Here is a 12,884-nt window from a genome sequence, read left to right on the forward strand (position 1 = left end):
GCTATCCCAATAGCCGAATCCGCTGGTCTCGCTTTTTCTTTGCTGCACCGCACATTTTTGCCACTGCAGCAATTTTAAGCAGAAAACATCTGTGCTAAGAAAAAAGGCAGATCCTCCCTTGACGACACGTTAGGACCTCCATGGCGGCACGCCAGCGCATCATTCCCGTTCGGCGAGAATACAATCGCTGGGTCGCCAACCAGACGCTGGAAGACTATGCGCTGCGCTTCACCGCCAAAAGCGCGCGCCGTTTTTCCTCCGAGCGCATTTCGCAGACAGCCATCGGCGCAATCTCCTTTCTGGCGCTGGAGGCGATCGGCGGCGCCATCACCATGTCCTATGGCACCACCAATGCGATCGTCGCTATTGTCGTTGCGAGCCTGATGATCCTGACGGTCGGCCTGCCGATCAGCCGCTATGCCATCCGCCATGGCGTCGACATCGATCTTCTGACCCGCGGCGCCAGCTTCGGCTATATCGGCTCGACGCTGACTTCGCTGATCTATGCGAGCTTCACCTTCATCCTCTTTGCGATCGAAGCCTCGATCATGTCAGGCGCGCTCGAACTGGCGCTCGGCATCCCCTTGTGGATCGGCTATATCATCAGTGCCGTCATGGTCATCCCGCTCGTCACCCATGGCGTACGGCTGATCAGCAAGTTCCAGCTGGTGACACAACCCTTCTGGATCGTGCTCAACATCCTGCCTTTCGTCTTCATCGCCCTTGCCGACTGGGAGAAAGTTGGCGCCTGGCTCGCCTATTCCGGCATCCACCATGCGTCCGGCCCACCGGGCACGATCGCCTCGTTCGACCTCGTCGAGTTCGGTGCGGCGTCCGCCGTGATCTTCGCGCTGATGGCGCAGATCGGCGAGCAGGTCGACTTCCTGCGCTTCCTGCCGCCGGACGGGCAGCGCAAGCTGCATCACCGCATCGCCGTGTTCCTCGCCGGCTCTGGCTGGGTGATCGTCGGCGCGCCAAAACTGCTCGCCGGCTCCTTCCTCGTCGTCTTGGCGCTCTCGAGCGGCGTGCCCTCGACCAGGGCCGCCGATCCGGCACAGATGTACTACACCGCCTTCGGCTACATGATCCCGTCGGAAACGGCGGCACTGCTTCTGATGGTCGCCTTCGTCGTCGTGTCGCAGTTGAAGATCAACGTCATGAACGCCTATGCCGGGTCGCTCGCCTGGTCGAACTTCTTCTCGCGACTGACGCATAGCCACCCGGGCCGCGTCGTCTGGCTGATCTTCAACGTTGCGATCGCGCTTCTGTTGATGGAGCTCGGCATCTACCGGCTACTTGAGGAAACACTCGGCGTCTTCTCGATCATCGCCATGGCGTGGCTGTGCACCATCTCGGCCGACCTCTTCGTCAACAAGCCGCTCGGCCTGTCGCCGCCCGGTATCGAATTCAAGCGTGCGCATCTTTACGACATCAACCCAGTCGGCCTTGGCGCCATGGCGATCTCGGCGACAGTGGCCCTGACGGCGCATTTCGGCGCCTTCGGTGAAATTGCCGCCTCGCTTGCCCCCTATATTGCCCTCGTCGTCGCCTTCATCGCCTCTCCGCTGATCGCCTGGCTGACCGATGGCAAATTCTACCTCGCCCGCAAGCCGCGCAGGAGCTGGGCCAACCGGACCGAGATCACCTGCTCAATCTGCGAACATCCGTTCGAGCCGGAGGACATGGCCTGGTGCCCCGCCTATGCGGCGCCGATCTGTTCGCTCTGCTGCTCGCTCGACAGTCGCTGCCACGACATGTGCAAGCCGAAGGCGCGCTTCAACACCCAGGTCGCAACCGTCGCCAACACCCTGCTGCCGCGCGCCATCACTGAAAAGCTGGCAACGCGCCTTGGTCGCTATGCGATCTCGGCGATCCTCTCGATTGCCGGCATAGGCCTGATCCTGGCAATGATCGCGCATCAGACCGCCGGCGCTTCTCCGGAAAGCGCCGCGGTGGTCGAGCGTACCGTCGCCATCGTCTTTTTCGTCTTTGCCGTGCTCGCGGGCATCGTCTCCTGGTTCTATGTGCTCGCCCATGACAGCCGCGTGGTGGCCGAAGAAGAATCCTCCCGCCAGAACACGCTGCTGCTGAAAGAAATCGCCGCCCATAAGAAGACCGATGCGGCCCTGCAGCAGGCGAAGGAGACGGCGGAGGCCGCCAACCGCGCCAAGAGCCGCTACGTCGTCGGTCTCAGCCATGAGCTCAGAACGCCGCTCAACGCCGTGCTCGGCTATGCCCAGGTGCTTGAGCGCGACGAGACCATACCGCCGGCGCGACAGGGCGCGATCAAGGTGATCAAGCGCAGCGCCGATCATCTCTCCGGCCTGATAGACGGGCTGCTGGATATCTCCAAGATCGAGGCGGGCAAGTTGCAGGTCTATTCCAACGAGATCAACATTTTCGATTTCCTCGACCAGATCGTCGAAATGTTCCGGCCGCAGGCGCAGGCGAAAGGCATCGCCTTTGAGCATGAGCGCGCCGCCAGTCTGCCGCGTTATGTGAAGACCGACGAGAAACGCCTACGCCAGATCCTCGTCAACCTTCTCTCCAACGCGCTGAAATTCACGGAGCGTGGCGGCATCCGCCTGGATGTCGCCTATCGAAGCCAGGTGGCGACCTTCACCGTTATCGATAGCGGTCGTGGCATTGCTGACAAGGACCTGCCGCGCATCTTCGACCCCTTCCAGCGCGGCGAGGCCGAGCATCAAGGCAGCATGCCAGGCCTCGGGCTGGGCCTGACGATCACCCGGCTTTTGACCCAGACGCTCGGCGGCGAAATCGCCGTCACGAGCACCCTTGGCAAAGGCACCACCTTCCGCGTCCGGTTGATGCTTTCGGCCGTCGACCGTCCGGCGCTCGCGGCACCCGTACGGCGCGTCACTTCCTATCTCGGCTCGCGGCGCACGATTGTCGTCGTCGACGACAATGCCGATCATCGCACGCTGATGCGCGAAATCCTGGTGCCCATGGATTTCACGGTTTTCGCAATCCCATCCGGGGCCGATTGCCTGTCCCTCCTTGCGGACGTCAGCCCTGACCTCTTCCTGATCGACATCTCGATGCCGGGCATGAACGGCTGGGAACTCGCCGGGCGGCTGCGTGAAGCAGGACAAACGGCGCCGATCATCATGCTGTCGGCCAATATCGGCGATGGCTCGACCACTGGCGCCTTCACCGGCCACAACGACACGCTCGCCAAACCCTTCGTCGTCGGCCAACTCGTCGACAAACTTGCGGTGCATCTCGCCTTGACCTGGATCCACGAGGACGAGGAACAGCCGCCGCATGCCGCGCCAACGGTCCGATCGATGACGCGTCCGGATCTTCATCATGTGCAGGAACTGATCCGCCTCGGCGAGATCGGTTACATCAGGGGCATCGAGGCCAAATTGACGGAGATCGCGCTCGCACCCGAACACCAATCCTTCGTCGAGGAGGCGCGGACCTATGTGCAGGCCTTCGATCTTTCCGGCTACGACGCCTTCCTCAGGAACACCCCCCAAGAAGGAGGCGACGCCCGTGGCTGAGAACTATGACCGCCGTGACATCGTTCTGCTCGTCGATGATTCGCCGGAAGCTCTCGGCTTCCTGACCGAAGCGCTAGAGCAATCCGGCTTCTCCGCGCTGATCGCAACGTCGGGCAACGCCGCGCTTTCGATCGCGGAGCGCATCACTCCCGACGTCATTCTGCTTGACGCGGTCATGCCGGGCATGGACGGGTTCGAAACCTGCCGGCGCCTCAAGGCCAACGCCGCCGTCGGCCAGACGCCGGTACTGTTCATGACCGGATTGACGGAGACCGAACACGTTGTTCGTGCGCTGGAGGCGGGCGGCGTCGACTATCTGACCAAGCCGATCAACATCGACGAGCTTCGGGCCCGTATTCGCGTCCACCTCTCCAACGCCCGTTCGGCCCAGAGCGCGCGGGTCGCGCTCGACGCGGCCGGGCGCCATCTCCTGGCTGTGCGCGCAGATGGCAGCATCTGCTGGTCGACCCCACAGGCCACCCGCCTCGTCAATGCCGCAACCGGCCGCGACGATGGGTTGAGTACGGTCACGAGACGCATCGCGCGCTGGATGGAAAACCGCAATCGGGGACCGTCCTCTCACGAAGAAAGCTTCACGCTCGATGAGCCAGGCCAATCAGGCCCGCAGATATCCTATCTCGGCGGCATCGGCCCGAATGAATATCTCTTCCGCCTGACGGCAGAGAACCGGCTGACGGACGACGAAATGCTGCGCCAGCATTTCGCGCTGACACAGCGGGAATCCGAGGTGCTGCTCTGGATCGCGAAGGGCAAGGCGAACCGCGACATCGGCGAGATCCTGGGCCTGAGCGCGCGTACGGTGACCAAGCATCTGGAACAGATCTATGTGAAGCTCGGCGTCGAGAACCGGGCATCGGCCGCCGTCAAGGCGACGCAGGTTCTGCACGGCCTATAGGCAGGCTAGGGTTCGATTTCCGGTCCGTTCCTTGCCGTTTGCGGCGTGTCCAGCGCTAAGGACAGGTCGGCAAATCCTGAGAGCGACAGCCCGATCGATTTACGCATCGCAACTTAAACAATCTGCACGCGCGCGGGGCCGCCACACCTTTCACTTTGTCTGCCACGTTGCCCAGGCGAAGGCTTCATCGAGCGCTGCGAACTTGACCGCTTGCCAATGACGGTAATGGTCGACCAGTCCACGCGAAATCCAGAGAGGACCGCGGCTGCCGGGGTTCTCCCAGCCGAGTACGCCTAGGTCACCGGCACGCGCGAAAACCCTTTGCGCATGGGTGCGCGAGATGATGTAGCGGCTGGTAATTTCGCTCAGCTTCAGAGGCCCTACCCAAATCCGCTGATCGGACAAAGCGCCCATCGGCAGCCGCGCCACCAGATCGTGCAGGATGTTGCTTCCCGACTCCGTCGAGACGAAGGCGGCAATGCTTTCGGGTGGATCGCACCAGGCGCGATCCGCGATGAGCCGCCGCGTCGCACGCGGCAGTGCATGGTGCATCAACACCGGCTGCGTTTGTGACTGCGCCAGCCGTGTTCCCTCGTTGAGCATGTCGAGCGACGAAAGGTGCCCCTCGAACCACTGTCGGATCAGGCCCTCGGCAACATCGGAAACGATCAGCGGCCTGATCCGCCTGTTGCTGCCCTGTTCCGCATCGAGCAGCAGTCGATAGTTGCGCATCTCGGCCAAGTGCGCCGCCGCCGTGTTTTTGCTGGCAACGCTGTTGGCGGCGATAAAGTCGATCAGCTTTGCCGCCGTCAACTCAGGGCGAGATGGATCGGTCAGCCGCTCGAAATGCAACGCTAGGATGGCTTGTGTGAGGAGCCATTTTCTCAAGCTGGCGGTATAGCGCACGATACGCGGAGCGGCGTCATGCATCGCGACCATATGAAGGGCCGCCTGCCGCAACGCCTCCGCAAAGAGCGGATCGCCGACGAGCCGCGCAGGCGTCAACAGCGTTCCGCCGTCCGGGGACGGGACGACTTCCTGTCGCGCCGTCACAGGCAAAAGCCCGACAGCGCATCCGCTGTTTGTTGCTTGCTGCCGCTTGAAATGACCTGGTGGTTAGTGCGTGGCTTTATGCAGGATTGGCCACTCTGAGTGGTTGAAGAAAGCAAAAAACATGTGACACTGAACATAACCCAGCTCCCCTCGCACCCCTACGAACAATACCTAATTCGCATCGGCAGTGAAGATCGAGGTCTATACTTCGAAGGTAACGAAGTCTTTATCGGCTTTTACGGGGTCGCGAGCGCGAAACGCTGATTCGGGTATCAACGGTAAAACGGGGACGTTGGAACCAGCAACGGACCTGGATTCTACCTTTGATCGCTGCCTGGACGTGCTGCCCGATTTGATTGGTCGAGAGATCTGGTCGGATAAGGAGCTTTGAGGAACTTCGCTGCCGCATGCTGCGTTGACGCTCGTGTGCAGCAACGGGGTGTTGTAGCATCCACGAAAAAGGGGAGGCGAAAGGCATGTGGCGATGGGTCCTGATGATTGCGCTCACCTTGACGCCCGCGAGCGGCTCACGGGCAGACGAGGGCGCGTTCCTGAAAACGCTTGGCGGCAATTGGGCAGGCACTGGAACGGTCCGCATCCGCGCCAACATGTCGCCCATCAATGTCTCCTGCAATTTCAGTTCCGAGGCCAGTGGTCTCGCCTTGTCGATGGAGGGTGTTTGCCGCGGCTTGCTATTGATCTCGCGATCTGTCGACGCGAAACTGCGCTATACCGGCTCGACCTATAGCGGCTCCTATCTCGGCCCGCGCGGCGGCCGTGCCGGTCTCAACGGCAGCCGCCGCGGCGACGCGATCATTCTCACCATTCGCTGGGCCAAGGAAGTCAACGGCGACCGCAGCGCCGATCTCACCCTGCGTAAGATCGGCACCAACGGCATGCAACTGACGACGATCGACGTCGATCCCGCCTCAGGCAAGCGGATCGTGACGAGCGAGATCAATCTCAAACGAAAATGAGCTGGAACGTTGCCTCGCCCGGACAAGGGCCCTCGCGGGCTCCTGTCGAGGACCCACCTGGAGTGAGTGACCGTCAGGCTGCAGCCGCGGTGCGAGTGTCGTAGTCGACGGTCCATTGCAGCGACGGGCGCTGCCCGCAGCGTTCGACCCACGCCTTGACGACGTCGCTGTCCGGTGTCGCCGCAGGATACCAGGCAAAGGGCGAATGCAGCAGCAGGTCAACCGCCGAGTAGTGTTCGCCCATCAGATAGGGCCTGTCCTTCAGCGCGTTTTCAAGGCGCTGTGCCATTTGTTCCGGACCGCGGAAGGTGATATCCAGATAGGGGTGCGAAAGCCCCGCCGCCTGCATGATCAGCACCGGCTCAACGACGCCAGCATACCAGGCAAGCCAGCTCAGATAACGGCCGCGCTGCGGGTCGCCGACAGGCGGCGCCAGCTTCTTTTCCGGGAAGAGATCGGTCAGATACTGAATGATCGCAATGCTTTCCCACAGCACGACGCCGTCATGGACGAGCAGCGGCACCTTGCCTTCCGGATGCGGGTTCGCCGGGTCCTTCCGGCCACTGCCGTCACCGCGGGTGATGTCGACGATCTTGATTTCGACCTTGTCGAGGGCGTCGAGTTCGCGAAGCAGCGTGATGATGCGCGACGAGCGCGAGCGCGGGGCGTGAAAGAGCGTCAGCATGATGAAGTCCTCGGTTGCGTTTGCGAATGCGAAACCTATACAGTTGCCCAACTGTCAGTTTCCGTCAGTAGGCTTCGTCTATCTTCAGTCATGGCCCGTAGTGATCGTTTGTTCCGCCTGCTGCAGGCGCTGCGCACCCTCCCTTCCCCGGTAACGGCCGCTCGGCTCGCCGAAGAGACCGGTGTGTCGTTGCGCTCGCTTTACCGGGACATCGACAGCCTGCGTGCCGCCGGCGCCGTCATCGATGGCGAGCGGGGCTTCGGCTACCGGCTGACCGAGGACATTGCCTTGCCTCCCCAGACCTTCACGCGACTCGAAATCGAGGCGCTGGTGCTCGGCCTCGCCGAAGTGCAGCACATGGGCGAGCCTGATCTTGCGGCCGCGGCAGGCGCTGTGCTTTCGAAGATCACGGCGACGCTGCCCGACCGGTTGCAGCGCCAGGCGCTGCACGCCGCATCGCAGGTCTATCGCTTCGAACGCCGGGATCCACCGGTGGCCGATGTCAGCCTGCTGCGCGAAGCCTGCTGGCAGGAGCGCGCGGTCGTCATCGGCTATGTGGACGCTGGGCAACAGAGGACCGACCGGCAGGTGCTGCCGCTGGCGATCGTCTATCTGGAGCGGGTGCTGGTGCTGCTCGCCTGGTGCTGCCTCCGGCAGGACTACCGCAAATTCCGCGTCGATCGCATCGCCGATGTCCGCATGGCGGACGAGAGCTTCCGCCCGCGCCGGGTGCCGATGCTTAGGGAGTTCATCGCCTACTTGAACGGTGGTGCGCCTGATAAACCGAAGATGACGCTGAGCGGGCAATGAGCCCAAACGACGACGCGGNACGGGCCGCGTTCGGACTGCGCTTAGGCAGTCATGCCTTGGGAGGCAAGCTTATTCGGCCGGCTGCAGTGCCGGCTGCGGCAGCGCTTCCGGCGTGCGACCACCAAGGACAGCCGCCATCTGTGCCTCGTCCAGCTCGCCTTCCCACTTCGCAACGACGATCGTCGCGACCGCATTGCCGACGAAGTTGGTGAGTGCGCGGCATTCCGACATGAAGCGGTCGATGCCGAGGATGAGTGCCATGCCGGCAACCGGAACGGCGGGAACGACCGAGAGCGTTGCGGCCAGCGTGATGAAACCGGCGCCGGTGATGCCGGCGGCACCCTTGGAGCTCAGCATGGCGACGAGCAGCAGCAGCACCTGGTCGCCGAGCGACAGTTGGATATCCATGGCCTGGGCGATGAAGAGGGCCGCCAGCGTCATGTAGATGTTGGTGCCGTCGAGGTTGAAGGAGTAGCCGGTCGGAATGACCAGGCCGACGACCGAGCGCTTGCAGCCGGCCTTTTCCATCTTGCTCATCAGGCCCGGCAGTGCCGCTTCCGACGAGGATGTGCCGAGAACCAGCAGCAGTTCTTCCTTGATGTAGCGGATCAGCGCGATGATCGAGAAGCCGTTGTAGCGGGCGACGGCGCCGAGAACCAGGAAGACGAAGAGGAAGGACGTCAAGTAGAAGGTGCCGATCAACATCGCCAGATTGGCGATCGAGGCAACGCCGTATTTGCCGATGGTGAACGCCATGGCGCCGAAGGCGCCGATCGGGGCGGCCTTCATCAGGATGCCGACGAGCTTGAAGACCGGCAGCGTCAGCGCGTGCAGGAAATCGACGACTGGCTCAGCCCTCTTGCCGACCATCGCCAGCGCAAGACCGAAGAGCACGGAGATGAACAGCACCTGCAGGATGTCGCCATCGGCAAAGGCACCGACCAGTGTCGTCGGGATGATGTTCATCAGGAAGCCGGTGATCGTCTGCTCATGTGCCTTCTCGGCAAAGGTCGTCACCGCCTTGGCGTCGAGCGACGCCGGATCGATGTGCATGCCGGCGCCCGGCTGAACGACATTGGCGACGATCAGGCCGATGATCAGCGCCAGCGTCGAAAAGGTCAGGAAGTAGATCATCGCCTTGCCGGCGACGCGGCCGACCTTGGCGAGATCGGTCATGCCGGCAATGCCGGTCGCAACCGTGAGGAAGATGACCGGGGCGATGATCATCTTGACGAGGCGGATGAAGGCATCGCCGAGCGGCTTCAGCTCGGTGCCGAGCGACGGATAGAAATGGCCGAGCAGGATGCCCGCGGCGATCGCCGCCAGCACCTGGACATAGAGATGACGATAGAAAGGTGTCTTGCCGCGCGGTTCCGCGGATTGGTCGATAATCATGATATCCTCCACTGGACCCAGTCCGGCGTCATGCCGGGCCTCCCGGGTCAATTTCCGATGCGCGACAGCTCGGGCTGTCATGAGGATGTCATTTGCAACGGGCGTGCCAGTTCTCTGCGGCGAGAGCCAAGCCCTTGAATCGACGTGGATGTTTCGTTCACACGGCTCGACACGCACAAAGAGTTGAGCGGATTTCCGCACAGGTCGCCTGGAAGTCTGAGCGAAAAAATGCACAATCGCGCCATGTTCAGTGCCCTATCCGCACCCCTCAACCTGGCAGATCTCGACCGGTCGATGCGCCGCACCTGGCTGGTGTTCGCCGGCCTCGCTCTGGCGCTGCTCGTAGCCGGCCTTCTGTTCGCCGGTGAATATGGACGCAACCAGGCGCTCGAAACCGTCGACGCCCAGAGCCGGATCGATGCCAATCTGAAAGCCTCGCTGCTGCGCGCCGTGCTCGAACGTCAGCGCTCGACGCCGCTGGTGCTGGCCGACGACGTCGAGGTGAAAGCAGCGCTTTCGACCCGCGACGGCCAGGCGCTGCAGCGGTTGAACGAGAAGCTGCAGGCACTTGCCGCCAACACGGACGCCGCCGTCATTTATGTGATCGGCAACGACGGCGTCGCGGTCGCCGCCAGCAACTGGCGTGAGCCGACGAGCTTCGTCGGCAACGACTACGCCTTCCGCGAATATTTCCGCATGGCGATGCGGGACGGCAAGGCGGAGCATTTCGCCATGGGCACGGTCAGCAAACGGCCGGGACTCTATATCTCCCGGCGGGTGCAGGGGCAGGACGGCCCGATCGGCGTCGTCGTCGCCAAGCTCGAGTTCGACGATGTGGAAGCGGAGTGGCTCGCCTCCGGCAAGCCGGTCTATGTTACCGACCGGCGCGGCATCGTGCTCATCACCAGTTTCCCGTCCTGGCGCTTCATGACCACCAGAACCATTCCGCGCGATCGTGTCGCTGCGATCCGCGACAGCCTGCAATTCGGCGATGCCTCGCTGCTGCCGCTGCCGTTCCGCGACATCGAGCCGACCAGCGACGGCTCCAGCGAGCTGCATGCGCTGCTGCCCGGCGACAGCGAGCGGCGGTTCCTGCGGGTCGAAACCATGGTTCCGACCACGAGCTGGCGGCTGGAGCAACTGGCGCCATTGGATGGGGCGGTCTCGGCGGCAACCCGCGAGGCCCGGCTGATTGCGCTGGCCGTGATCGTGCCGCTGCTTGCGCTTGCGGCCTTCCTCCTGCGTCGTCGCCAGGCCCTGACCTTGGTTGCGACAAGGGAGCGTGCCGCGCGCGATGAACTGGAGCACCGCGTGGCGGAGCGCACCCAGGATCTCAGCCTTGCGCGTGATCATCTCGAAACGGAGATTGCCGATCACCGGCGCACCGGCGAGAAGCTCCAGGCCGTGCAGCAGGAACTGGTTCAGGCGAACCGTCTGGCGATCCTCGGCCAAGTGGCCGCCGGCGTCGCCCACGAGATCAACCAGCCGGTCGCGACCATCCGCGCCTATGCCGACAATGCCCGCACCTTCCTCGACCGGGGGCAGCAGCAAACGGCGGTGGAGAACCTCGTCAGCATCGCCGAGCTGACCGAAAGGGTCGGTACCATCACCGACGAACTCCGCAGCTTTGCCCGCAAGGGCCGCTTCGTCGCCGAGCCGACACCGATGCGCGAGGTGATCGAGGGCGCCTTGATGCTGCTTCGCAGCCGCTTTGCCGGCCGCATGGATGCAATCATCATCGACCTGCCGGAAAACGGGCTCAGCGTTTACGGCAGCCGCATCCGTCTTGAACAGGTCCTGATCAATCTCCTGCAGAATGCCTTGGAGGCACTCGGCGAGCGCAGCGATGCCGAGATCCGCGTGCGCTGTGAGGAGGACCCTTCCGGCACGGTCTTGCTGGTCGTTTCCGACAACGGCCCCGGCATACCACAGCATATCCGCGAGGATCTGTTCACGCCGTTCAACACCTCGAAGGACGAAGGTCTCGGCCTTGGACTCGCCATCTCCCAGGAGATCGTCGCCGACTATGGCGGCGAGATATCGGTCGAAACCAGCGACAAGGGCACCGTCTTCACGGTTCGCCTGAAGAGGGCCTGAGCGATGCAGCCGTCCGTCTACCTCATCGACGACGACAACTATCTGCGCAAGGCGATGACGCAGACGCTGGAGCTCGCCGGTTTCGACGTCACTTCGCTTGCGAGCGCCGCCGAAGCCTTGGAAACCCTCGACGCGAATTTCGATGGCATCGTCGTCAGTGATATCCGCATGCCCGGCATCGACGGGCTGCAGCTCTTTCGCCGCATCGCTACCTTCGACAAGGACCTGCCGGTCATTCTGGTGACCGGCCACGGCGACATACCGATGGCAGTTCAAGCGCTGCAGGATGGCGTCTACGACTTCATCCCCAAGCCCTTTGCCGCCGACCGGCTGGTGCAGAGCGTGCGCCGCGCGCTCGAAAAGCGACGGCTCGTCATGGAGAACCGCGCGCTCAAACGGGCGGCGGAAACGGCTGGCGACAGCCTGCCGCTGATCGGCCAGACGCCGGTCATGGAGCGCTTGCGCCAGACGATCCGGCACATCGCCGACACGGATGTGGACGTGCTCGTCGCCGGCGAAACCGGCAGCGGCAAGGAGGTGGTCGCGACGCTGCTCCACAATTGGAGCCGGCGCCGCGACGGCAACTTCGTGGCGCTGAACTGCGGCGCGCTGCCGGAAACGGTGATCGAAAGCGAACTCTTCGGCCACGAACAGGGTGCCTTCACCGGCGCCCTGAAGAAGCGTGTGGGCCGGATCGAACACGCGAGCGGCGGCACGCTATTCCTCGACGAGATCGAGGCGATGCCGCCGGCGACCCAGGTCAAGATGCTGCGCGTTCTCGAAGCCCGCGAGATCACGCCACTCGGCACCAATCAGGTGCGTCCCGTCGATATCCGCGTCATCGCCGCCGCCAAGATCGACCTCGGCGACCCGGCCCAGCGCGGCGACTTTCGCGAGGATCTTTACTTCCGGTTGAATGTCGTGACGCTGTCGATCCCGCCGCTGCGCGAGCGCCGCGATGATATCCCGCTGCTCTTTTCGCACTTCCTGACGCGGGCGGCGGAGCGCTTCAAGCGCGACGTGCCTCACATCTCGCCGGCAGTGCAGCAACACCTGATGACCCATGCCTGGCCCGGCAATGTGCGCGAACTCTCGCATTTTGCCGAACGGGTCGCACTTGGGGTCGAAGGCCCGCTGGGGCAGCCCATTGCAGTCGTTGAACAGTCTGGTTTCGCCCTGCCGGAACGGCTCGAACGCTACGAAGCGGAAATCCTGAAGGAGGCGCTTCGCGCCCAGCGCGGCGACGTCAAGGCGACGATCGAAGCGCTCGGCATTCCGCGCAAGACCTTCTACGACAAGCTCCAGCGTCACGGCATCAACCGAGCCGACTATGCGGAGCGCGGCATTCCGGAAAAATCCGGCAGCTAGCTCTCGTCAGCGGCCAAATACACTCTAAAATTGCATCTTCGCCGACCGACGAATTC

The 12,884-nt window shown here is 63.0% G+C and carries 9 protein-coding genes; 6 read left to right on the plus strand and 3 right to left on the minus strand.

Translation table 11 applies throughout. The annotated features are described in order from the left end of the window. Window positions 1-140: 140 nt before the first annotated feature. Together ACTJKE_RS04315 and ACTJKE_RS04320 are read left to right on the plus strand one after the other, a co-directional pair. Window positions 141-3,527, plus strand: coding sequence for an ATP-binding protein (locus ACTJKE_RS04315; protein WP_113512648.1), 3,387 nt, complete (start codon window positions 141-143; stop codon window positions 3,525-3,527). Next, window positions 3,520-4,443: a response regulator gene (locus ACTJKE_RS04320; protein ID WP_440635732.1), complete on the plus strand. Its 924-nt coding sequence runs from the start codon at window positions 3,520-3,522 to the stop codon at window positions 4,441-4,443. The genes ACTJKE_RS04315 and ACTJKE_RS04320 overlap by 8 nt, the downstream gene beginning before the upstream one ends. Window positions 4,444-4,593: 150 nt before the next feature. On the opposite strand, the gene ACTJKE_RS04325 is transcribed toward ACTJKE_RS04320, so the two are convergent. Beyond that, window positions 4,594-5,448, minus strand: a complete 855-nt coding sequence (locus tag ACTJKE_RS04325) for a hypothetical protein (RefSeq protein WP_245296289.1) — start codon at window positions 5,446-5,448, stop codon at window positions 4,594-4,596. 524 nt (window positions 5,449-5,972) lie between these two features. Here ACTJKE_RS04325 and ACTJKE_RS04330 point away from each other — a divergent pair. After that, on the plus strand, window positions 5,973-6,473 hold the full coding sequence (locus tag ACTJKE_RS04330; RefSeq protein ID WP_058329813.1) for a hypothetical protein: 501 nt from the start codon (window positions 5,973-5,975) through the stop codon (window positions 6,471-6,473). A gap of 73 nt (window positions 6,474-6,546) precedes the next feature. Here ACTJKE_RS04330 and ACTJKE_RS04335 read toward each other — a convergent pair whose 3' ends face one another. Further along, entirely contained in the window at window positions 6,547-7,158 is a 612-nt protein-coding gene (locus tag ACTJKE_RS04335; RefSeq protein ID WP_113512658.1) for a glutathione S-transferase family protein, read from the minus strand. Window positions 7,159-7,248: 90 nt separating this feature from the next. Here ACTJKE_RS04335 and ACTJKE_RS04340 point away from each other — a divergent pair, with 90 nt between their 5' ends. Beyond that, on the plus strand, window positions 7,249-7,968 hold the full coding sequence (locus ACTJKE_RS04340) for a helix-turn-helix transcriptional regulator (RefSeq protein WP_057251762.1): 720 nt from the start codon (window positions 7,249-7,251) through the stop codon (window positions 7,966-7,968). A gap of 69 nt (window positions 7,969-8,037) precedes the next feature. On the opposite strand, the gene ACTJKE_RS04345 is transcribed toward ACTJKE_RS04340, so the two are convergent. Continuing rightward, on the minus strand, window positions 8,038-9,363 hold the full coding sequence (locus ACTJKE_RS04345) for a dicarboxylate/amino acid:cation symporter (protein WP_440635727.1): 1,326 nt from the start codon (window positions 9,361-9,363) through the stop codon (window positions 8,038-8,040). A 228-nt stretch (window positions 9,364-9,591) separates the two neighbouring features. Between ACTJKE_RS04345 and ACTJKE_RS04350 the strand changes: the two genes are divergently transcribed. Next, window positions 9,592-11,460: a sensor histidine kinase gene (locus tag ACTJKE_RS04350; RefSeq protein ID WP_440635725.1), complete on the plus strand. Its 1,869-nt coding sequence runs from the start codon at window positions 9,592-9,594 to the stop codon at window positions 11,458-11,460. 3 nt (window positions 11,461-11,463) lie between these two features. After that, on the plus strand, window positions 11,464-12,828 hold the full coding sequence (locus tag ACTJKE_RS04355) for a sigma-54-dependent transcriptional regulator (protein ID WP_440635723.1): 1,365 nt from the start codon (window positions 11,464-11,466) through the stop codon (window positions 12,826-12,828). Window positions 12,829-12,884: the final 56 nt, after the last annotated feature.

Origin of the sequence: Ensifer sp. 22521 (assembly GCF_052044795.1) — a bacterium.
GTDB lineage: Bacteria > Pseudomonadota > Alphaproteobacteria > Rhizobiales > Rhizobiaceae > Ensifer.

Coding starts and splice junctions, on each gene's coding strand:
- ACTJKE_RS04345 (WP_440635727.1), bottom strand. CDS start 9,363: ATGATTATCGACCAATCCGCGGAACCGCGCGGCAAGACACCTTTCTAT.
- ACTJKE_RS04330 (WP_058329813.1), top strand. CDS start 5,973: ATGTGGCGATGGGTCCTGATGATTGCGCTCACCTTGACGCCCGCGAGC.
- ACTJKE_RS04335 (WP_113512658.1), bottom strand. CDS start 7,158: ATGCTGACGCTCTTTCACGCCCCGCGCTCGCGCTCGTCGCGCATCATC.
- ACTJKE_RS04340 (WP_057251762.1), top strand. CDS start 7,249: ATGGCCCGTAGTGATCGTTTGTTCCGCCTGCTGCAGGCGCTGCGCACC.
- ACTJKE_RS04315 (WP_113512648.1), top strand. CDS start 141: ATGGCGGCACGCCAGCGCATCATTCCCGTTCGGCGAGAATACAATCGC.
- ACTJKE_RS04350 (WP_440635725.1), top strand. CDS start 9,592: ATGCACAATCGCGCCATGTTCAGTGCCCTATCCGCACCCCTCAACCTG.
- ACTJKE_RS04355 (WP_440635723.1), top strand. CDS start 11,464: ATGCAGCCGTCCGTCTACCTCATCGACGACGACAACTATCTGCGCAAG.